Source organism: Roseomonas sp. AR75 (assembly GCF_005222815.1).
Taxonomy (GTDB): domain Bacteria; phylum Pseudomonadota; class Alphaproteobacteria; order Acetobacterales; family Acetobacteraceae; genus Falsiroseomonas.
Genome location: NZ_STGB01000002.1, coordinates 98,602 through 120,314, shown reverse-complemented (window position 1 = coordinate 120,314; position 21,713 = coordinate 98,602). Strand labels below are relative to the sequence as shown.

At 70.6% G+C, this 21,713-nt stretch carries 23 protein-coding genes; 18 read left to right on the top strand and 5 right to left on the bottom strand.

Features of this window, described 5'->3' with window-relative positions; all coding sequences use genetic code 11:
* Positions 1 to 23: 23 nt before the first annotated feature.
* Positions 24 to 800, bottom strand: coding sequence for a 2-oxo-tetronate isomerase (gene otnI, locus E4T13_RS08480; protein WP_137177858.1), 777 nt, complete (start codon positions 798 to 800; stop codon positions 24 to 26).
* 119 nt (positions 801 to 919) lie between these two features.
* Here otnI and E4T13_RS08475 point away from each other — a divergent pair, with 119 nt between their 5' ends.
* The 7 genes from E4T13_RS08475 (at position 920) to E4T13_RS08445 (ending at position 8,669) form a co-directional block, all read left to right on the top strand.
* Positions 920 to 1,993, top strand: a complete 1,074-nt coding sequence (locus tag E4T13_RS08475) for an AI-2E family transporter (RefSeq protein WP_137177857.1) — start codon at positions 920 to 922, stop codon at positions 1,991 to 1,993.
* A gap of 103 nt (positions 1,994 to 2,096) precedes the next feature.
* Positions 2,097 to 3,701, top strand: a complete 1,605-nt coding sequence (locus tag E4T13_RS08470; RefSeq protein WP_137177856.1) for an ABC transporter substrate-binding protein — start codon at positions 2,097 to 2,099, stop codon at positions 3,699 to 3,701.
* A gap of 100 nt (positions 3,702 to 3,801) precedes the next feature.
* Positions 3,802 to 4,785, top strand: coding sequence for an ABC transporter permease (locus E4T13_RS08465; protein WP_137177855.1), 984 nt, complete (start codon positions 3,802 to 3,804; stop codon positions 4,783 to 4,785).
* Positions 4,786 to 4,788: 3 nt separating this feature from the next.
* Positions 4,789 to 5,700 carry an ABC transporter permease gene (locus tag E4T13_RS08460; RefSeq protein WP_137177854.1) on the top strand — a complete coding sequence of 304 codons (912 nt, stop codon included), beginning with the start codon at positions 4,789 to 4,791 and terminating at the stop codon, positions 5,698 to 5,700.
* A 5-nt stretch (positions 5,701 to 5,705) separates the two neighbouring features.
* Positions 5,706 to 6,716: an ABC transporter ATP-binding protein gene (locus E4T13_RS08455; RefSeq protein ID WP_137177853.1), complete on the top strand. Its 1,011-nt coding sequence runs from the start codon at positions 5,706 to 5,708 to the stop codon at positions 6,714 to 6,716.
* A gap of 4 nt (positions 6,717 to 6,720) precedes the next feature.
* A complete protein-coding gene (locus E4T13_RS08450; RefSeq protein ID WP_206030121.1) occupies positions 6,721 to 7,758 on the top strand; it encodes an ABC transporter ATP-binding protein in 1,038 nt (345 codons plus the stop codon).
* Between the two features lie 122 nt (positions 7,759 to 7,880).
* The gene (locus E4T13_RS08445) at positions 7,881 to 8,669 is read left to right on the top strand and encodes a M48 family metalloprotease (protein WP_170984883.1); all 789 of its coding nucleotides are present in this window, start codon (positions 7,881 to 7,883) and stop codon (positions 8,667 to 8,669) included.
* A gap of 1 nt (position 8,670) precedes the next feature.
* Here E4T13_RS08445 and E4T13_RS08440 read toward each other — a convergent pair whose 3' ends face one another.
* Positions 8,671 to 8,976 (bottom strand): hypothetical protein, encoded by a 306-nt coding sequence (locus E4T13_RS08440; RefSeq protein WP_137177850.1) that lies wholly within the window; start codon positions 8,974 to 8,976, stop codon positions 8,671 to 8,673.
* A 132-nt stretch (positions 8,977 to 9,108) separates the two neighbouring features.
* Between E4T13_RS08440 and E4T13_RS08435 the strand changes: the two genes are divergently transcribed.
* Positions 9,109 to 9,909: a M48 family metallopeptidase gene (locus E4T13_RS08435; protein ID WP_137177849.1), complete on the top strand. Its 801-nt coding sequence runs from the start codon at positions 9,109 to 9,111 to the stop codon at positions 9,907 to 9,909.
* Positions 9,910 to 9,916: 7 nt separating this feature from the next.
* Here E4T13_RS08435 and E4T13_RS08430 read toward each other — a convergent pair whose 3' ends face one another.
* Entirely contained in the window at positions 9,917 to 10,396 is a 480-nt protein-coding gene (locus E4T13_RS08430) for a CreA family protein (RefSeq protein ID WP_137177848.1), read from the bottom strand.
* 78 nt (positions 10,397 to 10,474) lie between these two features.
* Complete coding sequence (gene ggt, locus E4T13_RS08425; protein WP_137177847.1) at positions 10,475 to 12,157, bottom strand: gamma-glutamyltransferase; 1,683 nt, start codon at positions 12,155 to 12,157, stop codon at positions 10,475 to 10,477.
* 36 nt (positions 12,158 to 12,193) lie between these two features.
* On the opposite strand from ggt, the gene E4T13_RS08420 reads away from it, so the two are divergent.
* Positions 12,194 to 12,565: a YraN family protein gene (locus E4T13_RS08420; RefSeq protein ID WP_137177846.1), complete on the top strand. Its 372-nt coding sequence runs from the start codon at positions 12,194 to 12,196 to the stop codon at positions 12,563 to 12,565.
* A gap of 83 nt (positions 12,566 to 12,648) precedes the next feature.
* Here the strand turns inward: E4T13_RS08420 and E4T13_RS08415 are convergent, their stop codons facing one another.
* Complete coding sequence (locus E4T13_RS08415; protein ID WP_137177845.1) at positions 12,649 to 13,431, bottom strand: DUF2189 domain-containing protein; 783 nt, start codon at positions 13,429 to 13,431, stop codon at positions 12,649 to 12,651.
* 169 nt (positions 13,432 to 13,600) lie between these two features.
* Here E4T13_RS08415 and ccoN point away from each other — a divergent pair, with 169 nt between their 5' ends.
* From ccoN to E4T13_RS08370, 9 genes are read left to right on the top strand one after another with little or no spacing between them, the layout of a single operon-like run.
* On the top strand, positions 13,601 to 15,109 hold the full coding sequence (ccoN, locus tag E4T13_RS08410; RefSeq protein WP_137177844.1) for a cytochrome-c oxidase, cbb3-type subunit I: 1,509 nt from the start codon (positions 13,601 to 13,603) through the stop codon (positions 15,107 to 15,109).
* Between the two features lie 14 nt (positions 15,110 to 15,123).
* Entirely contained in the window at positions 15,124 to 15,852 is a 729-nt protein-coding gene (ccoO, locus tag E4T13_RS08405) for a cytochrome-c oxidase, cbb3-type subunit II (RefSeq protein WP_137177843.1), read from the top strand.
* Between the two features lie 12 nt (positions 15,853 to 15,864).
* Positions 15,865 to 16,038 (top strand): cbb3-type cytochrome c oxidase subunit 3, encoded by a 174-nt coding sequence (locus E4T13_RS08400; RefSeq protein ID WP_137177842.1) that lies wholly within the window; start codon positions 15,865 to 15,867, stop codon positions 16,036 to 16,038.
* Positions 16,039 to 16,050: 12 nt separating this feature from the next.
* Positions 16,051 to 16,929 carry a cytochrome-c oxidase, cbb3-type subunit III gene (gene ccoP, locus E4T13_RS08395; protein WP_137177841.1) on the top strand — a complete coding sequence of 293 codons (879 nt, stop codon included), beginning with the start codon at positions 16,051 to 16,053 and terminating at the stop codon, positions 16,927 to 16,929.
* Positions 16,930 to 16,937: 8 nt separating this feature from the next.
* Entirely contained in the window at positions 16,938 to 18,455 is a 1,518-nt protein-coding gene (gene ccoG / locus E4T13_RS08390; protein ID WP_137177840.1) for a cytochrome c oxidase accessory protein CcoG, read from the top strand.
* On the top strand, positions 18,452 to 18,943 hold the full coding sequence (locus E4T13_RS08385) for a FixH family protein (RefSeq protein WP_137177839.1): 492 nt from the start codon (positions 18,452 to 18,454) through the stop codon (positions 18,941 to 18,943). The genes ccoG and E4T13_RS08385 overlap by 4 nt, the downstream gene beginning before the upstream one ends.
* Entirely contained in the window at positions 18,940 to 21,303 is a 2,364-nt protein-coding gene (locus E4T13_RS08380) for a heavy metal translocating P-type ATPase (RefSeq protein WP_137177838.1), read from the top strand. The genes E4T13_RS08385 and E4T13_RS08380 overlap by 4 nt, the downstream gene beginning before the upstream one ends.
* The gene (gene ccoS / locus E4T13_RS08375) at positions 21,300 to 21,461 is read left to right on the top strand and encodes a cbb3-type cytochrome oxidase assembly protein CcoS (protein WP_137177837.1); all 162 of its coding nucleotides are present in this window, start codon (positions 21,300 to 21,302) and stop codon (positions 21,459 to 21,461) included. Before E4T13_RS08380 ends, ccoS begins: the two co-directional genes overlap by 4 nt.
* Positions 21,458 to 21,637 (top strand): hypothetical protein, encoded by a 180-nt coding sequence (locus E4T13_RS08370; RefSeq protein ID WP_137177836.1) that lies wholly within the window; start codon positions 21,458 to 21,460, stop codon positions 21,635 to 21,637. Before ccoS ends, E4T13_RS08370 begins: the two co-directional genes overlap by 4 nt.
* Positions 21,638 to 21,713: the final 76 nt, after the last annotated feature.

Below are 21,713 nucleotides of genomic sequence, written 5' to 3'. Positions count from 1 at the left end.
ACGTCGGCGGGGCAGGGCGGGCGTTACTTGTAGGGGGCGAACCAGCCGAGGCCGGCCGTCGTCTCGCCGGCAGGGCGGTATTCGCAGCCGATCCAGCCGCGGAAGCCGAGCTCGTCGATCTTCTTGAACACGAAGGGCCAGTTGACCTCGCCGGTGCCGGGCTCGTTGCGGCCGGGATTGTCGGCCACCTGCATGTGCGCGATCAGCGGCAGGTGCTTCTCGACGCGCTTGACGATGTCACCCTCGGTGATCTGGCAGTGGTAGAGGTCGAACTGCATGCCGACCTTCTCCGGCCCCACCGCCTCGATGATCGCCGCGGCCTGGTCGGTGGTGTTCAGGAAGAAGCCGGGGATGTCGCGGTGGTTGATCGGCTCGATCACGCACTTGACCCCGGCCGGCGTCGCCTGCTCGGCGGCCCAGGCCAGGTTCTCGGCCAGCGTCGCGGTCATCGTGTCATGCGCCATGCCCGCCGGCTTGAGGCCCGACATGACATGGACGCGCGGGCAGGACAGCGCGGAGGCGTAGTCGAGCGCCTTGCGGAAACCCTCGCGGAACTCGGCCTTGCGGCCGGGCAGGGCGGCCATGCCGCGCTCGCCCGCGCCCCAGTCGCCGGGCGGCGCATTGAACAGCACCTGCTGCAGCCCGGTGGCCTTCAGCCGCGCGGCGATCTCGGCTGCGGGATGCTCGTAGGGAAAGAGGAACTCCACCGCCTTGAAGCCGGCCCTGGCCGCGGCGTCGAAGCGCTCCAGGAACGGCAATTCGGAAAACATCATGGACAGGTTGGCGGCGAAGCGCGGCATCCTGGCGTCCCTCTCCTTGCGCGCCCGGTCATGCCCTGTGCGGGAGGGCCGGGCAAGACGGCCGGATGCGCACCGGCGCGGCATCGGCTAATCCGGTAACGCCCGAGGAGCCCTCCCGCATGGACCAGGACCATATCCGACCAGCCCGCATCATCGGGCTGCTCGCGCTGCTGATGCTCGGCATCGGCTGCTTCCTGGTGCTGCGCCCCTTCATCTCCGCGCTGCTCTGGGCGCTGATCCTGGCCTACACCACCTGGCCTGCCTTCAAGTTCCTGCGCGAGCGCACCGGCCTTTCGCCCGGCTGGGCGGCGCTCGTGATGGTGACGGCGGAGTTCCTGCTGATCGGCCTGCCCATCGCCTTCGCCGCGCCCACCAGCGCCGAGGACGTTGCCGCGCTGCGCAACGGGCTGGAGCGGGTGATCACCGAAGGGCTGCCCGGCGTCGCCCGCTTCGTCGGCGCCCTGCCATATGTCGGGCCCTTCCTCGGCGAATGGCTCTCCGGGCTCGATTCGACCCTGTCCGGCCTGTTCGGCGCGATCCAGCCCTATGCGGGCACCCTGGCGCAGGGCGCGCTGGCGGTGCTGCTGGCGGTGCTGTCGGGCATCGCGGAGCTGCTGCTGGCAATCTTCCTCGCCTTCTTCTTCTACCGCGACGGCCCCGCCATGGCGCTGCATGCCGAGCGCCTGATGGAGAAGCTGGCCGGGCCGCAGGCGCGGCACCTGGTGGAACTGACCGCCAATGTCACCAAGGGCGTGGTCTATGGGCTGCTCGGCACCGCCGTGGTGCAGGGGGCGATGACCATGTTCGGCCTGTGGATCGCCGGCGTGCCGCAGCCCGTGCTGCTCGGCGTCGTTGCCGGGCTGATTTCCATCCTGCCGGTCGGCGCGCCGATCATCTGGGTGCCGGCCACGATCTACCTCTTCGCGGAGGGGAACTGGGGCTGGGGCATCTTCATGGGAATCTATGGGGCCGCCGGCATCTCCTCGGTGGACAACGTCATCCGTCCCTGGCTGATCAGCCGCGGCGCGGACCTGCCGCTGCTGCTGACGCTGCTGGGCGCCATCGGCGGCGTGCTGGCCTTCGGCATCCTCGGCCTGTTCCTCGGGCCGGTGATGCTGGCGGTGGGCTATTCGCTGATCCGGGACTGGGCCGGCGACCCGCTGCGGTCACCTGGCGCCGGCCCGGCCGGTTGAGGCTCACTCCGGGCTTTTCGGTCCAGGCCCGGCAGGATATGCACGGGGTTCGGCAGGACGCGGGCGCGACGACCCGCGCGACGGCCGGGGGAGATCCAACGGGATGCGACGATTGGGACTGGCGGCCGCGGCCGCCTTGCTGGCCCTGGGCCTGGCCTCGCCGGGGGCGGAGGCGCGCACCGTGCGCTGGGCGACCTCGGGCGATCCGAACACGATGGACCCGCACAGCCAGAATGTCGGCACCGTCACGATGGTGCTGCAGCAGATCTACGACTACCTGATCGCCCGCAACGCCGACCTGTCGCTGCGGCCAGGCCTCGCGCTGAGCTGGGAACAGGTGGAGCCGACCCGCTGGCGCTTCACCCTGCGCCAGGGCGTGACGTTCCATGAGGGGCAGGCGTTCAACGCCGACGACGTGGTGTTCTCCATCACGCGCGCGCAGCAGCCGACCTCCAACTACGGCATCTATGTCGATACCGTGGATCGCGCGGTGAAGGTGGACGAGTTCACCGTGGACGTGATCACCAAGGTCCCCGATCCGATCCTGCCGAACAAGTTCGCCTCCGTGGCCATGATGTCGAAGGGCTGGGCGGAGGCGCACAACGCCACGCGCCCGCAGAACACGCGGCAGCGCGAGGAGATGTTCACCGTCCGCAACGCCAACGGCACCGGCGCCTTCCGCCTGGTCTCGCGGGAGCCGGATGTCCGCACGGTCCTGCGCCGCAACGACGCATGGTGGGGCTGGGCGCCGGAGAACAATCCGCCCGCCACGCCGCCCGGCAACGTGACGGAGATCGTGTTCCGCCCGATTTCCTCCGACGCGACGCGCGTGGCCGCGCTGCTCTCGGGCGAGATCGACTTCGTGCTGGACCCGCCGCTGCAGGACCTGAACCGGCTTCGCCAGGCGGGCAGCATCCGCGTGCTCGAAGGGCCGGAGGTGCGGACGATCTTCATCGCGATGGATGTGAAGCGCGACCAGCTCCTCTACAGCGACGTGCGCGACCGCAACCCGCTGAAGGACCTGCGCGTGCGCCAGGCGCTCTATCACGCCATCGACATCCAGGCGATCAACCGCACCACGATGCGCGGCCAGAGCATCGTGACGGGCACCTTCTTCCCGCCGCAGGTCAACGGCTACAGCCAGGCCGAGGATGTCCGCCTGCCCTATGACCAGGCGCGCGCCCGCGCGCTGCTGGCGGAGGCCGGGTATCCGAACGGCTTCGGCATCACGCTGGATTGCCCGAACAACCGCTACATCAATGACGAGCAGATCTGCCAGGCGATCGCGGCGATGTGGACGCGCATCGGCGTGCGGACCAGCGTGAAGGCGCAGCCGCTCGGGCCGTTCTTCGCGCAGATCCAGCGCGACGACACCAGCATCTACCTGCTGGGCTGGGGCGTGCCGACGCTGGATGCGCTGTATTCCTTCCAGTCGCTGCTGGCCACGCGCAACGGTGCGCAGGGCGACGGCATCTGGAACTATGGCGGCTATTCGAACCCGCGGATGGACGAACTGGTGCAGCGGATGAAGACGCAGTCGGGCGAGGCCCGCATGCAGGCGATCCACGAGGCGCTGCGCATCTACCGCGAGGATGTGCCGCACATCCCCCTGCATCACCAGATGATCCCCTGGGCGATGCGCAGCAACATCACCATCCCGCATGCGGCGAACAACCAGCCGTATTTCCGTTGGATGGTCGTGAACTGACGGACTGATCCTCGCCGCGTGTCGCCCCCCGCCCCGACCCTTCCCCGCGCTTGCGGGGGGGAGTCGGGGCGGGGGAGATCACCTAGGAATTCCCTGAACCTTGTTCGCCTTCATCATCTCCCGCGTGCTGCAGGCCCTGCCCGTGATGCTCACGGTGGCGCTGATCTCCTTCGCCATGTTCGCCTATGTCGGCGATCCCGTGGCGATCATGCTCGGGCAGGACTACACCCAGGCGCAGCGCGACGCGCTGATCCAGGACCTCGGCCTGGACCAGCCCTTCTTCGTGCAGTTCGGCACCTTCCTGTGGAACGCGCTGCATGGCGAGTTCGGCATGTCGTACCGGCTGTCGCGGCCGGTCCTGGACCTGATCGCGGAGCGCGCGCCGGCGACGCTGGAACTGGCGCTGACGGCGGCCTTCCTGGCGCTGCTGGTGGGCGTGCCGATGGGCATCTACACCGGGCTCTACCGCAATTCCTGGCTCAGCCGCTTCTTCCTGACCTTCTCGCTGATCGGCGTGTCGCTGCCGACCTTCCTGATCGGCATCCTGCTGATCCTCTGCTTCTCCGTCTGGCTCGGATGGCTGCCTTCCTTCGGCCGCGGAGACACGGTGCAGCTGGGCTGGTGGAGCACCGGCTTCCTGACGGTGTCCGGCCTGAAGGCGCTGATCCTGCCTTCCATCACGCTCGGCCTGTTCCAGATGACGCTGATCATGCGCCTGGTGCGCGCCGAGATGCTGGAGGTGCTGCGCACCGACTACATCAAGTTCGCCCGCGCGCGCGGCCTGTCCAACCGCGCGATCAACTTCGGCCATGCGCTGAAGAACACGCTGGTGCCGGTGATCACCATCACCGGCCTGCAGCTCGGCGCCATCATCGCCTTCGCCATCGTGACGGAGACGGTGTTCCAGTGGCCGGGCATGGGGCTGCTCTTCATCCAGAGCGTCGGCGCGGCCGACATCCCGGTGATGGCGGCCTACCTGATCCTGATCGCGGCGCTGTTCGTGACCATCAACCTGATCGTGGACCTGCTGTATTTCGCCGTGGACCCGCGCCTGCGCGTCGGCGGCGCGAAGGGAGGTCACTGAGCGATGAACGCGGTGGCCCGCTTCTTCGATTCCGACATCTGGTGGTCCTTCACGCGCAACCCGATCACGGTGGTCTCCGCGATCGTCGCCGCGATCTGCATCGGCGGCGCGGTGCTGGCGCCCTGGATCGCGCCGCACAACCCCTTCGACCTCGCCAGCCTGCAACTGCTTGACGCCTTCAAGCCGCCGGCCTGGTCGGCGGAGGGCGACCCGACCTATCTGCTTGGCACCGACGACCAGGGCCGGGACATGCTGTCGGCCATCATGTACGGCGCGCGGGTGTCGCTGCTGGTGGGCTTCCTCGCGGTGGTGATGTCGGTCGTGCTCGGCGTCTCCGCCGGTCTGGCCGCGGGCTATCTCGGCGGCACGGTGGATGCGCTGCTGATGCGCATCGCCGACATCAAGCTCACCTTCCCGACCATCCTGATCGCGCTGCTGATCGACGGCATCACCCGCGCGGTGCTGCCGCGCGACGTGCATGACCAGATCGCGCTGTATGTCGTGATCTTCGCCATCGGCTTCTCCAACTGGCCGAGTTTTGCGCGCACCGTGCGGGGGTCGACGATGGTGGAGCGCAACAAGGAATACGTGCAGGCGGCACGCGTGATCGGGTTGGGGCGCGGGCGGATCATGGTGACGCATGTGCTGCCGAACGTGCTAGGGCCGGTGCTGGTGATCGCGACGCTGCAGCTCGGCTTCGCGATCCTGGCGGAGGCGACTCTGTCGTTCCTTGGCGTCGGCGTGCCGCCGACGCAGCCTTCGCTCGGGACGCTCATCAGGATCGGCAACGACTTCCTGTTCTCGGGCGAGTGGTGGATCACCATCTTCCCGGGGCTGGCGCTGATCGTGCTGGTGCTGAGCGTGAACCTGCTGGGCGACTGGCTGCGCGATGCGCTGAATCCGAAGCTGCGGTGACGAGCATGTCCAACACCCAGCCCCTGCTCGAGGTTCGCAACCTTCGCGTGGAGTTCCCCACGCGGCGCGGGACGCTCGTCGCGCTGAACGACGTCTCCTTCGACATCCACCCCGGCGAGGTGCTCGGCGTCGTCGGCGAATCCGGCGCGGGAAAGTCCATGACGGGCGCCGCCATCATCGGCCTGCTGGAGCCGCCGGGGCGCATTGCCGGTGGCACGATCAGCCTCGGCGGCAAGCGGATCGACAACCTGTCGCCCAACGAGATGCGCCCGATCCGTGGGCGACAGATCGGCGCGATCTTCCAGGACCCGCTGACCACGCTGAACCCGCTCTACACCGTCGGCCGCCAGCTGGTGGAAACGATGACCACGCACCTGCCGGTGACGCCGGCGGAGGCGCGGCGCAAGGCGATCGAGTGGCTGGAACTGGTCGGCATTCCCGCCGCCGCGCAGCGCATCGACAGCTACCCGCATGAATTCTCGGGCGGCATGCGCCAGCGCGTGGTCATCGCCTTGGCGCTCTGCGCCGAGCCGAAGCTGATCGTGGCGGACGAGCCAACCACCGCGCTCGATGTCAGCATCCAGGCGCAGGTCATCGCGCTGCTGAAGACGCTGGCGCGGGAGAAGGGGACGGCGATGATGCTCGTCACCCACGACATGGGCGTGATCGCCGAGACGGCCGACCGCGTCGCCGTGATGTATGCCGGGCGCATCGTGGAGATCGGCGCGGTGCGGCAGGTGGTGAAGCACCCCTCGCACCCCTACACGATCGGGCTGATGGGCTCGATCCCGCCGATCACCCACCGCCTTGAACGCATGCAGCAGATCGAGGGTGCGATGCCGCGGCTCTCCGCCATCCCGCGCGGCTGCGCCTACAACCCCCGCTGCCCGCAGGTCTTCGAGCGCTGCCGCATGGATCGGCCGGAACTGATGCCGGCCGGGGAGACGCGCGCGGCGTGCTGGCTCTACGACGCCGCCAGCGAGCAGGGCGTGCTGAAGGCGGCGCAGGATGCCTGACGCCATGACCCAGCCCGCCATGCTGGAAACGCGCGACCTCGCGCGCTTCTTCGATGTCTCCCGCCCGCTGATCCAGCGCGCCCTCTCGCGCGAGGGCAGGCGCATGCTGCGCGCGGTGGATGGCGTGACCTTCGAGATACCGAAGGGCCAGACGCTCTCGCTCGTCGGCGAATCCGGCTGCGGCAAGTCCACCGTGGCCCGGCTCGTCGTCGGCCTCTACGCGCCGACGCGCGGCGAGGTGATCTTCGACGGCCGCGACCTGGGCGATGCGCGTTCCGACGCCACGCAGCGGCGCCGGATGCAGATGATCTTCCAGGACCCCTACGCCTCGCTCAATCCGCGCTGGCGCGTGCGGGACATCATCTCGGAACCCATCCGTGCCTTCGGCCTGCTGACGGACCGCGGCCAGATCGAGGCGCGCGTGGGCGAATTGCTGAGCCAGGTCGGGCTCTCGCCGCTGGATGGCCAGAAATTCCCGCACGAGTTTTCGGGCGGCCAGCGCCAGCGCATCTCCATCGCGCGCGCGCTGTCCTCCAACCCGGAATTCCTGGTCTGCGACGAGCCGACCTCGGCGCTGGATGTCTCCGTGCAGGCGCAGATCCTGAACCTGATGAAGGACCTGCAGGCGTCGCTCGGCCTGACCTACCTCTTCATCAGCCACAACCTGGCCGTGGTGCGTCAGGTTAGCGACCGCGTCGGCGTGATGTATCTCGGCCGCCTGGTGGAGAACGCGCCGGCCGAGACGCTCTTCACCACGCCGCGCCACCCCTATACGCGCGCGCTGATGGAGGCGATCCCGGACCTCGACATGACCGGGCGCCAGCGCATCCCCGTGGGCGGCGAGGTGCCGAGCCCGATCAGCCCGCCCTCCGGCTGTCCCTTCCACCCCCGCTGCCCGTTGGCGAACGACCGCTGCAAGGCGGAGCGGCCGGAGCTGATCCCGGCGCGCGGCACCGAGCAGAGCCAGGTCGCCTGCCATGCGGTGGAGGAAGGCCGAGACGGCGGCCCGCAGATCGAGCCGGCCGCGGTGGCGATGGCCTGAACGGCCGTCTCCGGGTGGCCGCAACACGCCGTTGCACATCGAGACCCATCGCGATCCCGTAATCGGTTACATTTCCTCCACGCGGAGCGGCATGGGGCCGCGCCGCAAGGAGGATTTCAGACTTGGCCGAGCGGCGTTCCGCCCTGGCATCCCTGTTCCTGGCGGGCCTGCTGCTCGCGGGCTGCGGCGATTCGCTGTCGCCGCCGCGCCCCGAGCGCGCGGCCATCGCCGAGGCCGCCCGCGAGATCGCGGCCACGCCGCCGCCCCGTATCGTCGCCCGCCCGCCGCAGCAGGACCTTGCGCTGCTGCGCCGCGTGGCGGAGCGCACCGCGGCAGCCGCACAGCCCTTCTGCGAGGCGGAGCTCGGCCGCGCCTGCCGCTTCAGCGTGGACCTCGCCCGCGCCAATGTGCCGAACGCCTATGCCTCGGGGCAGGACCGCATCACCTTCACCACGGCGCTGATGAGCGTGATCCGCAACGAGGATGAGCTCGCGGCGATCATGGCGCATGAGATGGCGCACCACATCGCCCGCCACATCCCCGAAAGCACCTGGCGGGTCGAGGCCGGGGCGCGGGTGGGTGCCTGGCTGGGCAATGCCGTGGCGACCGCCATCGGCTACGACCCCGGCCTGACGCAGCTGGGCGCGGAGGCCGGCGCGCATGTGGCCTCGCTCACCTTCTCGAAGGCGCAGGAGCGCGAGGCGGACTATCTCGGCGCCTGGATCACCGCGCGTGCCGGCTACGACCTGGAGCGCGCCGGCAGCATCTGGGCGACGCTCACGCAGCTCTCCGGCGACAAGGTCACCTCGATGACCGACACGCATCCGGCGGGGCCGGAGCGGCTGGCGCAATGGCGCCGCGTGGCCGCCGAGATCGCGCGCGACCCCGAGTCGGGGCCGCGCCGGGCCTGAGCTACAGCCCGCGGAAGGCGGGCGAGACCTGGTCCGGCATCGCCGGAAGCTGCTCCATGGCGCCGATGTCGTCTGCGCGGTAGCCCGGCTCCAGCCCGCCGCCGCCGCCGGCACCGAAGACACCGGGGGCGCCGATGGCCGTCCCGGCCTGCGCCGGCGCCTCGCCCCGCGGCATCACCACCGGGGCGGCCGTGGCGTTGGCGGGCATCGCCGGCGCGCGCGCGGAGGGCGAGGGGGTCGGCGGCGCCGGCTGCTGGGCGCAAGCCGCCGTCATGGACAGGATGAACATCAGCCGCAACGCGCGCATGGAAGCCGCTCTCCAGGTCGAACCCGGTCCTCTCTACCGCGGATCGCGACGCGCCGCGACCACGCCGCGCGGCACGCGCGGAACCGGAGCGGTTCTGCGGCGTCCTCCGGGCAGACCGACGGAGGCTACGCCATGTTCAACCGCACCCATCCTGTCCCTGCCGCCCTGTCGCGACGCGGGCTCTTCGCCGTCGCCGGTCTCAGCCTCTGCGGCTGCGGCGCGCAGCACGCCCTGCCCCAGGCGGGGGATGCGCAGGTCGCGCAGGCGCGCCAGGCCATCGCGGCCGCCGGCCCGCTGCAGCGTCGTCAGGTCAACGAGGCCGAGCAGGTCGCGATGCTGCGGCGCGTCGCGGAGCGCGTGGCGCAATCCTCCGGCCCGCTCTGCCAGCAGTATCTCAATACGCCCTGCCAGTTCCGGGTCGCGCTGGTGCGCGACGAGCAGATCAACGCCTTCGCCACCGACGGCAACGTGGTGGGCGTGACCTCCGGCATGCTCGGCGTGGTGCGCAACGATTCGGAACTTGCCGCAGTCGTCGCGCATGAATACGGGCATCACCTCGCGAACCACATCCAGCGTGCCGGTGCGCGGACGCAGATCGGCTCGCTCGCGGGCGCCATCATCGGCGGCTATTTCGGCGGCGACGCGCTGGCCCAGACCGGCGCGCAGCTCGGCGGCGGCGCCGCGCGCCTTGTCTATTCGCAGGAGGAGGAGCGGGAGGCCGACTACCTCGCCGCCTTCATGGTGCAGCGCGCCGGCTACGACCTGGACCAGGCCGGCCAGATCTGGGTGCGGCTGGCGCAGGCGGCGGGCGGGTCGGAGCAGCCGAGCCTGCTCCGCACCCATCCTACCGGCCCGCAGCGCCTGGCCGCGTGGGAGCGGACGGTGGACGAGATCGAGGCGGCTGGCGGCAGCCCGATGCCGCGCCGCGGCTGATCCGTGATCAGCGGATCGGCACCACCGCGACCGCGTTGAAGGGCGAGCCGTCCACCAGCTTGGTGGACCAGGCGAGATAGACCACCGCATTGCGCTCCTCGTCGATGAAGCGGTGGACGCGGGTCTCCTTGAAGAACAGGCTGGTGCTGCTCTCATAGACCTGCTCGCCACGCTCGCCGCGGCGGGCGCCGTCCCGCAGAGTCACCGGGCCGGTCGCGGCGCAGGTGATGGCGAAGCGGGCGGGGTCGTCTGCCACGCCGAGCATGCCGGAGAAGCCGCCGGTGCGCGCCTGGCTGATCCAGCAGGAGACGTTCTGCACGTCCGGGTCGTCGAACCGCTCCACCACCACGCGGTGGCTGCGGGTCAGGCCGAGATTGGTGATGGCAGTGTTGACGTAGCCGACCTCCCGCGTGTCCTCGGCCGCGGCGGCAGGCAGGGCGGCGAGCAGCAGGGCGAAAGCGGGCCAGAGCCGGTACGGGCGGGGCATGCGGCAATCCTCCATGGCGGGGCGTTGCGGCGACTCAGCATGGGGGCGTGCCCTCCCGCAACCGCGGCCGGAACACAATCAATCGCCCAGCGCCACGCCCTCGCGCCGCGGGTCGGCGGCGCCGAGCAGGCCGAGCGGGGTGATGCGGATCACCGACAGGCCCGAGACATTCGCGCGCACATCCGTGCGATGGCCCATCGCCTGCAAGGCGGGCGCCAGCCCTGCGGCCGGCGTGCCGGCCTCGAGCTCCACCGGGCCCGTGCCGGCAACCCCGATGCGCGGCAGCGCCACCGCCTCCTCCGGCGTCATGCCCCAGTCGAGCATCGCCACCAGGGTCTGGGCGACATGGCCGATGATGCGGGCACCGCCAGCCGAGCCGGCCAGGATCTCCGGCCGCCCCAGCGCATCCAGCACGATGGTCGGCGCGGTCGAGGAGCGCGGCCGCTTGCCCGGCTGGACGCGGTTGGCCACCGGCCGCCCCTCCTGCTCCGGCAGGAAGGCGAAGTCGGTGAGCTGGTTGTTCAGCAGGAAGCCGCGCACGAAGACGCGCGATCCCATCGCCGCTTCGATGGTCGGCGTGACCGAGACGGCGTTGCCGCCGCCGTCATAGGCGACGATGTGGCTGGTCCCGGCCTCCTGCCCGCCGGCCTGCGGCGCCGCACGGCCTTCGCGGAAGGGCGGGTCGCCGGCGGCGGGGGCCGGTATGGCGCGGCCCGGGGCGATCAGTGCGGCGCGGCCGGCGACGTAGCCCGCATCCATCAGGCCGCGCACCGGCACGCGGACGAAGTCGTCATCCGCCAGGTAGAGGTTGCGGTCGGCGAAGGCGAGGCGCCCGGCCTCCGCCAGCAGATGCGCCGCCGGCGCACCGTTCGGGTCCAGACCGGCCATGCCGAAGCGCGAGAGCATGCCCAGGATCTGCCCGACCGCGATGCCGCCCGACGTCGGCGGCCCCATGCCGCAGACCTGCCGCGCGCGATAGGGCTGGCAGACCACCGCGCGCAGGCGCGGGACGTAGTTGGCGAGGTCCTGCAGGCCGAGCGTGCCCGGATTCGGATGGCCCTGCACCGCGATGACGAGCTCGGCCGCGATCGCCCCGGTGTAGAGCGCATCGGCGCCCTCTGCCGCCACGGCGCGCAGCGTGGCGGCGAGGGCGGGGTTGCGCAGCAGCGTGCCGGCCGGCCAGGGCTCCCCGGCGGCGTCCAGGAAGTATGCGCTGGCGGCAGGATCGCGGCGGATCGAGTCGCGCGCCGCGCGGACGGCGTCCGCCATGCGGTCAGGCACCGGGAAGCCCTGCTCGGCGGCGGCAATCGTCGGCGCCAGCAGCTGCGCCCAGGGCAGCCGCCCGTGCCGGCGATGCGCGTGCTCGAACATGCGCAGCAGCCCAGGCACGCCGACGCTGCGCCCGCCCTCCATCGCCTCGGCGAATCGCATCGGCTGGCCATCGGGGCGACGGAACAGGTCGGGCGTGGCGCCGGCCGGCGCCGTCTCGCGCCCATCCCAGGCCTCGATCCGGCGGTCCGCGGCGGCGAAATGCAGCATGAGGCCGCCGCCGCCGATGCCGCTGGATTGCGGCTCCACCAGCGTCAGCATGACGGCCGCGGCGATGGCGGCATCCAGCGCGCTGCCGCCATCGCGCAGCATGGCGAGTCCCGCTTCGGCCGCCATCGGATGCGGCGCGACGATCATGTGCCGCGTTGCCGGCTGCGCCTCCGCGACGCGGACGAGCAGCAGCAGGGCAAGCAGGGCGAGGACAGGGCGCATTCCAGTCTCCGGCGCGGCCGTGGCAGTCTCGACAGCATGCGTATGGCGGAGGAGCAGCGGAAGGCCGCGGATCGACGTGGACGTCACGCGGAGGACCGCGCCGCGGCTGCGCTGGCGGCCGAAGGCTGGGTGGTGCTGGACCGGCGCGCCCGCACCGGGGCGGGGGAACTCGATTTGGTGGCCGAGCGCGCGGGGCTGCTGGCCTTCGTCGAGGTGAAGGCGCGCGCCAGCCTGCTGGAGGCCGCCTTCGCGCTGGGCCCGCGTCAGCGCGCCCGGCTGATCGCGGCGGCGGAGGCGTGGCTGGCGGCGAATCCGTCGCGCGGGGCGGCGGGCGTGCGGTTCGACGTGATGCTGGTGGATGCCGAGGGGTGCGTGCGGCGAATCGCCGATGCGTTCCGCGTGGAGTAGGCGGTCAAGGATCCGAGGAGACGCGCCACAGCCCCCCACCCCGGCCCTTCCCCGCGAGCGGGGGGGGGGGGGGGAGAAGAAGGCTACCGGACGATGTCGCGGTAGGCGTGCCAGGTGGCGTGGCCGATCAGGGGCAGGACCAGCGCGAGCCCCAGGAAGAAGGGCACCAGCGCCATCGCGGTGAACACCACGATCAGCCCGGCCCAGAAGGCCATGGCCCGCCAGTTGTCGAGCGTCGCGCGGATGGAGATGACCACCGCCTCGATGGCGGAGATGTCGCGGTCCACCAGCATCGGGATCGACACGGCCGAGACCGCGAAGGCGACCGAGGCCAGCACCAGCCCCGCGCCGGTGCCGATGATCAGGAAGGGCAGCAGCGCATCGGAGCGCAGCAGCGCCATCGGCAGCGTCTCGATCGACGGCGCGAAGCCGAGGCCGAAGAACACCATGAACAGCAGCCCCGCCAGCCGCACCCAGAACAGGTTGATCAGCACCAGCACCGCGCCCATCAGCGTCAGCTGCGGCGCATTGCGACGGAAGGCGGAGAACGCCGTGCCGAGCGAGACGGGCTCGCCCAATTCCCGCCGGCGGCTGGTGTCGTAGAGGCCGGCGGCCAGCAGGGGCGCCACCAGGAAGAAGCCCGCGACGGCCGGCAGCACCGCCCAGAGCGCGTCCAGCGCGATCAGCAGCAGCACCAGCGCCCAGCTCGCGGCGACGATGGTGCCGCCATAGAAGAAGCCGATATGCGGCGTGGCCATCAGGTCGCGCCAGCCGGCCTCCAGCCAGCGCCAGGGCTGGTCGTTCGGCACGATGCGGATCGCCGGCCGTGCGCCGCGCGGGACGGGCTCCGCCGTTTCGGTGGTCATGTCGGTACTCCTCCCCAAGGACCGCGCGGGCGTGATCCTGGCACATTAGGCGGTGTGCGGCGCAGCAGGACTTGATGCGCATCAAGGACGCTCCCCGGATTGGAGGGTCTTCTTGCGGCACGCGCCAGTCGGTCAGCGACCTCGGCGTGCGGAGGGGAGATCCGACCTCATGTCAGCTACGGGCTATGCCGAAGGGCTGGCCGCACCCGCAACGGGCGTTCCAACCGCCGTGCGGGTCGATGCCTATGTGGAGGCGCCGATTCGCGCCTTCGCCATCGCCACAATCTTCTGGGGCGTGGTGGGCTTCCTGGTGGGGGTGGTCATCGCCTCCCAGCTTGCCTGGCCGCTGCTCAACCTCGACCTCGAATGGACCACCTTCGGCCGCCTGCGGCCGGTGCACACCAGCGCGGTGATCTTCGCCTTCGGGGGCAACGCGCTGTTCTGCACCAGCCTCTACGTCGTGCAGCGCACCTGCCGGGCGCGGCTGTTCGGCGGCGATTCGATGGGCTGGTTCCTGTTCTGGGGCTACCAGTTCGTGATCGTCATGGCGGCGCTGGGCTACGTGCTCGGCGTGACGCAGGGCAAGGAATACGCCGAGCCCGAGTGGTACGTGGACCTGTGGCTGACGGTGGTGTGGGTGCACTACCTCGTCGCCTTCGGCGGCACGATCCTGCGCCGCGAGGAGCCGCACATCTACGTGGCGAACTGGTTCTACCTGGCCTTCATCATCACCGTGGCGATGCTGCACATCGGCAACAACCTGGCGCTGCCGATCAGCCTGGGCCATGCGAAGAGCTACGGCCTGGCGTCCGGCGTGCAGGACGCGATGATCCAGTGGTGGTACGGCCACAACGCGGTCGGCTTCTTCCTCACCGCCGGCTTCCTGGGGATGATGTACTACTTCATCCCGAAGCAGGCCGAGCGGCCGGTGTACAGCTATCGCCTTTCCATCGTGCACTTCTGGTCGCTGATCTTCCTCTACATCTGGGCGGGTCCGCATCACCTGCACTACACCGCGCTGCCGGACTGGGCGCAGACGCTCGGCATGGTGTTCTCGATCATGCTGTGGATGCCCTCCTGGGGCGGCATGATCAACGGCGTGATGACGCTGTCGGGTGCCTGGGACAAGCTCCGCACCAATCCGGCGCTGCGCTTCTCCGTCACCGCGGTCGGTTTCTACGGCATGTCCACCTTCGAAGGGCCGGTCATGTCCATCAAGGCCGTGAACGCGCTGAGCCACTACACGGACTGGACCATCGGCCACGTGCATTCCGGCGCGATGGGCTGGGTCGGCTTCGTGACCTTCGGCGCGATGTACTGGCTGTTCCCGCGGCTGTGGAACAAGAAGGGCGTGTATTCGGAGAAGCTCATCTCCTGGCACTTCTGGATCGCGACGCTGGGCATCGTGCTCTACATCACCGCGATGTGGGTGTCGGGCATCCTGCAGGGCCTGATGTGGCGCGCCTATGACGAGAACGGCTTCCTGCAATACAGCTTCATCGAGACGGTCGCCGCGATGCATCCCTACTACGTCATCCGCATGCTCGGCGGCGTGATGTATCTCAGCGGCGCGCTGATCATGGTCTACAACCTCTGGATGACCGTCACCCGCGGCGAGAGCACGGAGGCGGCCCCCGCCCTTGTGCCCGCGTCCGCCGTGCCGGCTGCCGCCGCGTGAAGGAGGGCGGTGCCATGAAGTGGTTCAACCACGCGAAGATCGAGACCAACCTGATCCTGATGGGCGTGCTGACGCTCATCACGGTCTCGATCGGCGGCCTCGCGCAGATCGTGCCGCTCTTCACGGTGGCGACGACGATCGAGCGGGTGGAGGGGATCCGCCCCTACACGCCGCTCGAGCTGATGGGACGCAACATCTACGTCCGCGAGGGCTGCTACACCTGCCACAGCCAGATGGTGCGGCCCTTCCGCGACGAGCTCGAGCGCTACGGGCACTTCTCCCTCGCTGCGGAGAGCATGTACGACCATCCCTTCCAGTGGGGCTCGAAGCGCTCGGGGCCCGACCTCGCGCGCGTCGGCGGCCGCTACTCGGATGACTGGCAGGCGGCGCATCTGCGCAGCCCGCGCGCGGTGGTGCCGGAGAGCATCATGCCGCCCTACGCCTTCCTCGACCGCCCGCTGGCCTATGCGGACATCGCGGAGCATCTGAAGGCGCAGCGCGCGATCGGCGTGCCCTACACCGACGCGATGATCGCCAATGCCCGCGCCGACCTCGAGGCGCAGGCGCGGCCGGAGGCCGATCCCGCCGCCTTCCAGGGCCGCTACGCCCGTGCCCGCCAGGCGGCCTTCGACGGCGATCCGGCGGCGGTCACGGAGATGGATGCGGTGGTCGCCTATCTGCAGATGCTCGGCACGCTCGTGCAGTTCCGCGACGTGACGCCCGAGCAGATGCGGCAGCAATAGGGGAGGGCGACGATGATCGAGACGCTGGCCTCCTTCCAGTCCACCTTCTCCACGCTCTGGGTGGTCTGGTTCTTCCTGCTGTTCACCGGGATCATCCTCTACGTGATGGCTCCCTGGCGGAAGCGCGGCTACGAGCGCGCGGGCGAGATCCCGCTGCGTGACGAGCCTCCCGCTCCACGCCGCTGAGGAATCCGTCTCATGCCGACGAAGATCGAAAAGGACGCCCTGACGGGCACCAACACCACCGGCCACGAATGGGACGGGCTGAAGGAGCTGAACACGCCGCTCCCGAAGTGGTGGCTCTATGTGATGTACGCGACGATCGCCTTCTCGGCGGTCTGGGTCATCCTCTATCCTGCCTTCCCCTTCCAGGGCGCGACCGGCGTGACCGGCTGGATCGCGCGCGAGGCGGTGGTGCAGGACGTCGCCGCGGCGAATGAGCGGATGGCGCCGATGATGAACCGCCTTCGCGCAGCGACGCCGCAGCAGATCGCGGCCGATCCCGAGCTGCGCGCCTTCGCCATGGCCGGTGGGCGCATCGCCTTTGCCAACAACTGCGCCGCCTGCCACGGCGCGGGCGGCCAGGGCGCGGTCGGCGGCTTCCCGAGCCTGGCGGATGACGACTGGATCTGGGGCGGCAGCTACGACGCCATCCACCAGACGATCGCGCATGGCATCCGCAACGAGGAGGATGACGAGGCGCGCACCAGCATGATGCCGCGCTTCGTCGCCGACGGCGTGCTGACGCCGGCGCAGGTGAACGACGTCGCTTCCTATGTCGTCTCGCTCGCCGGCGACGCGGATCCCGGCCAGGCCGCCGAGGCGGAGCGCGGCAAGCCGCTCTACGCGGAGAACTGCGCCTCCTGCCACGGCGACACCGGCGAGGGGAACCGCGATGTCGGTGCGCCGCGGCTGAACGACCGCATCTGGCTGCATGGTGCGGATCGCCATGCCATCGCGCGCTTCATCGCCAATCCGCGGATGGGCGTGATGCCGGCCTGGGCCGGGCGTCTCGACCCCGCGACCATCAACATGCTGACCGTCTACGTCCACGCGCTCGGCGGCGGCGAGAACTGAGCAAGGCCATGAACGACCTCACGGCCCGTGAGAAGCTGAAGCCGGCGGGCGGGTCCCCGCCGCCGGACCAGCCGCTCTACGCCACCCGCCAGAAGGTGTATCCGAAGGCGGTGGCCGGCCCGGTTCGCCGGGCGAAGTGGGCCGTGCTGATCGTCTGCCTCGCGCTCTACTACCTGGTGCCCTGGATCCGCTGGGACCGCGGCCCCGGCGCGCCGGACCAGGCGGTGCTGGTGGATATCACCCATGGCCGCCTGTATTTCTTCTTCTTCGAGATCTGGCCGCAGGAGGTCTACTTCCTGACCGGCCTGCTGATCCTCGGCGCCATCGCGCTGTTCGCGGCCACATCGCTGTTCGGCCGCGTCTGGTGCGGCTTCGCCTGCCCGCAGACGGTCTGGACCGACCTGTTCATGTGGGTGGAGCGCGTCATCCAGGGCGACCGCAACGAGCGCATGCGCCTCGACAAGGCGCCCTGGACCGCGGAGAAGTGGCGCAAGAAGATCCTGACGCATGCCGCGTGGCTCGCCATCGCCATGGCCACCGGCGGCGCATGGATCATGTATTTCAACGATGCCCCCACCGTGCTCCGCGAGTTCTTCACCGGCCAGGCCGGCATGGGCGTCTATTTCTTCTTCTGGCTGTTCACCGGCACCACCTATCTCCTCGCCGGCTGGGCGCGGGAGCAGGTGTGCACCTACATGTGCCCCTGGCCGCGCTTCCAGGCGGCGATGCTCGACGAGAACTCGCTCGTCGTCTCCTACCGCGCCTGGCGCGGCGAGCCGCGCGGCAAGCTGAAGGGCGAGGGCCACGGCGACTGCGTGGACTGCATGGCCTGCGTCAATGTCTGCCCGACCGGCATCGACATCCGCGACGGCCAGCAGCTGGAATGCATCGGCTGCGGGCTCTGCATCGATGCCTGCGACGACATCATGAAGCGGCTGGACCGCCCGATCGGGCTCATCGCCTTCGAGACGCTGAAGAACATCGCCTCCTCCGAGGCCGCGACGCGCTCCATCCCGCCCTGCGCCGCGCGCACCCAGGCCGGGATGCAGGTGCGGCACGTGCCGAAATTCATCCGCGCGCGCACCCTGGTCTATGCCGGCGTGCTCACCGCGGTGATGGGCGTGATGCTCGGCGCCTGGCTGCTGAGGCAGGAAGTGACGCTGGCCGTGCTGCGCGACCGCGCGCCGCTCTATGTGCGGCTGGCCGATGGCGGCGTGCGCAACGCCTACACGCTGAAGATCGCCAACAAGACCCGCGAGGCGGGCCAGCTCACCCTCGCCTTCGAGAGCGCGGCGCCGCTGACGCTTGCCATCCAGGAAGCGCCGGAGGCCGGCGAGAACCGCTTCACCGTGAACACCCGCGCCGACGGGCTGACGGAATGGCGCGGCCTGGCGACGCTGCCGGCCGGCGCGCGCGTGCAGGAAAGCACGCCCGTCACCTTCCGCCTGCTTGACGCGCGCGGCCGCACCGTCGCGCGGACCAGCAGCGTCTTCCTCGCCCCGCATCACGAGGAGCATCGCCGATGAGCGACAGCACCATGCCGCCCGGCACGGATTTCGATCCGCGGCGCAGCCGCTGGATCCCCTGGGCCTTCGTCGGCGCCTTCGTGGTGATCATCGCCGTGAACCTGGTGCTGGTCTTCGCCTCGCTCAGCACCTTCACCGGGCTGACCACCGGCAAGTCGTATGACCGTGGCCGCGCCTACAACCAGGTGCTGGCGGAGGCGGCTCGGCAGGATGCGCTGGGCTGGACCGCAAGGGTGACTCTGGAAGGCGGCGTGCTTGGCGTTGCGGTGACGGATCGCGAAGGGCTGCCGGTCGGCGGCCGTATCGAGGGCGTGCTGCTGCGTCCGCTCGAAGGCACGACGCTGCCGCTGGATTTCGCCGCCGCCGGCCCAGGCCGCTACATCGCGCATGCCGCACTGCCCGCCCCCGGACAATGGGAGGCGCGGCTGACGCTGCACGGCGGTGGCGCGCAGCGCCTTGAGATCCGCGAGCGGGTCTTCGCGAAATGACCGTCGCCGCCGCCTATCCCGAGGGGCTCGCACCCGGGCAGGCGGGTCTGTCGCGTGCGGCCTGCGCGCATTGCGGCGCACCGCTGGTGCCCGGGCAGGGCGAGTTCTGCTGCAATGGCTGCGCCGGAGCGCATGCGCTGGTGCGCGGTCTCGGCCTCGACGCCTTCTATCGCCGGCAGGAGACCTCGGCCGGCACGCTGCGCCCGCCGGAGACCCTGGCCACCGACTTCGCGCCGCATGTGCAGGCGAAGCCTGGCGGCATGATGGAACTGGACCTCATCGTCAGCGGGCTCACCTGCGGCGCCTGCGTCTGGCTGGTGGAGCAGGCGCTGGCCGTGGAGCCGGACGTGCTGAAGGCGCGCGCAGCGCTGTCCTCGCGACGGCTTACCGTCGCCTGGCGTGGCCCGGCCTCCCGCGCAAACGACTTCGCGCGGCTCGTCGCGCGCCTCGGCTTCCGTGTCGCGCCCTGGTCGCTCGCCTGCCTGCGCGCGACGGAGGATGCCGAAGGCCGCACGCTGGTGCGCGCGCTGGGCATCGCCGCCTTCGGCGCGATGAACGTGATGCTGGTTTCCATCGCCGTCTGGGTCGGCACCGACATGGACCCGGCGACGCGGCACATGATGCATTGGCTCGCCGCGCTGATCGGGCTGCCGACGGTGCTGGTGGCGGGCATGCCCTTCTACCGCTCCGCCTGGCAGGCGATCCGCGCGGGGCGGGTCAACATGGACCTTGCCGTCTCCATCGGCGTGATCGCGACGACGCTGATGTCGTTGAGCGAGACGATGCGCAACGGCGACTACACCTGGTTCGACGGCGCGACCTCGCTGCTCGCGCTGCTGCTGGCCGGGCGCGTGCTGGACCGCGCCATGCGGCGCCGCGCGCGGCAGTCCGTGGCCGAATTGCTGGCGCTGCAGGAAGGCACCGTCGCGCTCCGCCTGGCGGATGGCACGACGCGCGCCGTGCCGGCGGAGGCCGTGCAGGCCGGCGATACGCTGCTGGTTGCGGCCGGCGAACGCCTGCGCCTGGATGGCACGGCGGAAGACCCCGTGCTGCTCGACACCGCCGCCACCACCGGCGAGGCGCTGCCGCGCGAGATGGCGCCGGGCGAGGCGCTGGCGGCGGGCGGCGTCAACATGGGCGCGGCCTTCGTGCTGACCGTGACGGCGGCGGCAAAGGACGGCTCGCTGGCGCAGCTTGCGCGGCTGCTGGAACGCGCGGAACAGGGCAGGGGGCGCTTCGTCTCCATCGCGGACAAGGCGGCGCGGCTCTACGTGCCCGTGGTGCACGCGGTCGCGCTGGCCACCTTCCTCGGCTGGTGGCTTTGGGTGGGCGTGGCGTGGCAGGCCGCGCTGGTGCCCGCCGTGGCCGTGCTGCTGATCACCTGCCCCTGCGGCCTCGCCATCGCGGTGCCTGCCGTGCAAGTGGCCGCGGTCGGCGCGCTGTTCCGCCGCGGCGTGCTGGTGGCCTCGCCCACCGCTCTGGAGCGCCTGGCGACGGCCGACCATGCCGTGCTCGACAAGACCGGCACGCTGACGGAGGGCCGGCCGGAACTGATCCCGGACGACACGCTTGACCCCGACGTGGTCTGCCGCGCCGCAAGCCTCGCGCGCGCCAGCCGCCACCCGCTGGCGCAGGCGCTGGTGCGCGCCTGCCCCGAGGCCCCGGCGCTGGCCGGCGTGCGGGAAGTGCCGGGCAAGGGGCTGATCCGCGGCAGCGAAAGGCTCGGCAGTCCCGCCTTCTGCGGCCTGCCGGACGAGCAGGGCTCCGGCATGGAACTGGTCTGGTGCGTCGCGGGCGAGACGCCCGTGATCTTCCGGTTCGCCGACCGGCTGCGCGGCGATGCTGGTGAGGCCGTGGCCGATCTGCAGGCGCTGGGGCTGGAGACGGAGCTGCTTTCCGGCGACGGCGCCGGCGCGGTGGAGGCGGCGGCCGCGGCGGTCGGCATCGGCCCCTGGCAGGCCCGCGCCACGCCGGCCGACAAGGCGCATCGCATCGAGGCGCTGCGCGCCGGCGGGCGCCATCCGCTGATGGTGGGCGACGGGATCAACGATGCCGCCGCGCTTTCCCTGGCGCATGTCTCGGTCAGCCCGGGCAGCGGCACGGATGTGGCGCAGGCGGCCTCCGACATCGTGCTGCGCGCGGAAGGACTGACGGCGCTGTCCGCCGCGGTGCGCGTGGCGCGCAAGGCGCAGGCGCTGGCGCGGCAGAACATCGCCTTCAGCCTGGCCTACAACGTGATTGCCGTGCCGATGGCGGTGCTGGGCTTCGTCACGCCGCTGATCGCCGCGGTGGTGATGGCGAGTTCCTCGATCGTCGTGATCCTGAACGCGCTGCGCGCCGGCAAGGAGGCGCGTGCATGAACGCCCTGGTCTTTCTCGTGCCGGCCGCGCTGACGCTGGGCCTGCTCGGTCTCGCGCTGTTCCTCTGGACACTGAAGTCGGGGCAGTACGACGACCTCGACGGTGCGGCGAGCCGCATCCTCTTCGACGACCTTCCGCGAAAGGACAACAAGGAATGATCTACTTCGTCGTGCTGGGCGCGATCCTGGCGGTGCTGGGCCTCGGCGCCATCTCGGTAGCGCAGGATATCGGGCTGCTGATCTTCGGCTACGGCCTGTTCGCCTTCGGCGTCCTCTTCGCGCTGTTCCTGGTGAAGCGCCACTTCGACTTCGCGGACGGCAACGCCCGCCACTGAAGCCGCGGGTGCAACCGTTGCGCCGGCGCGCCGCGCGCGCGACACTGGCCACCGCCGGCGCCGTGCCGGCGAGAGG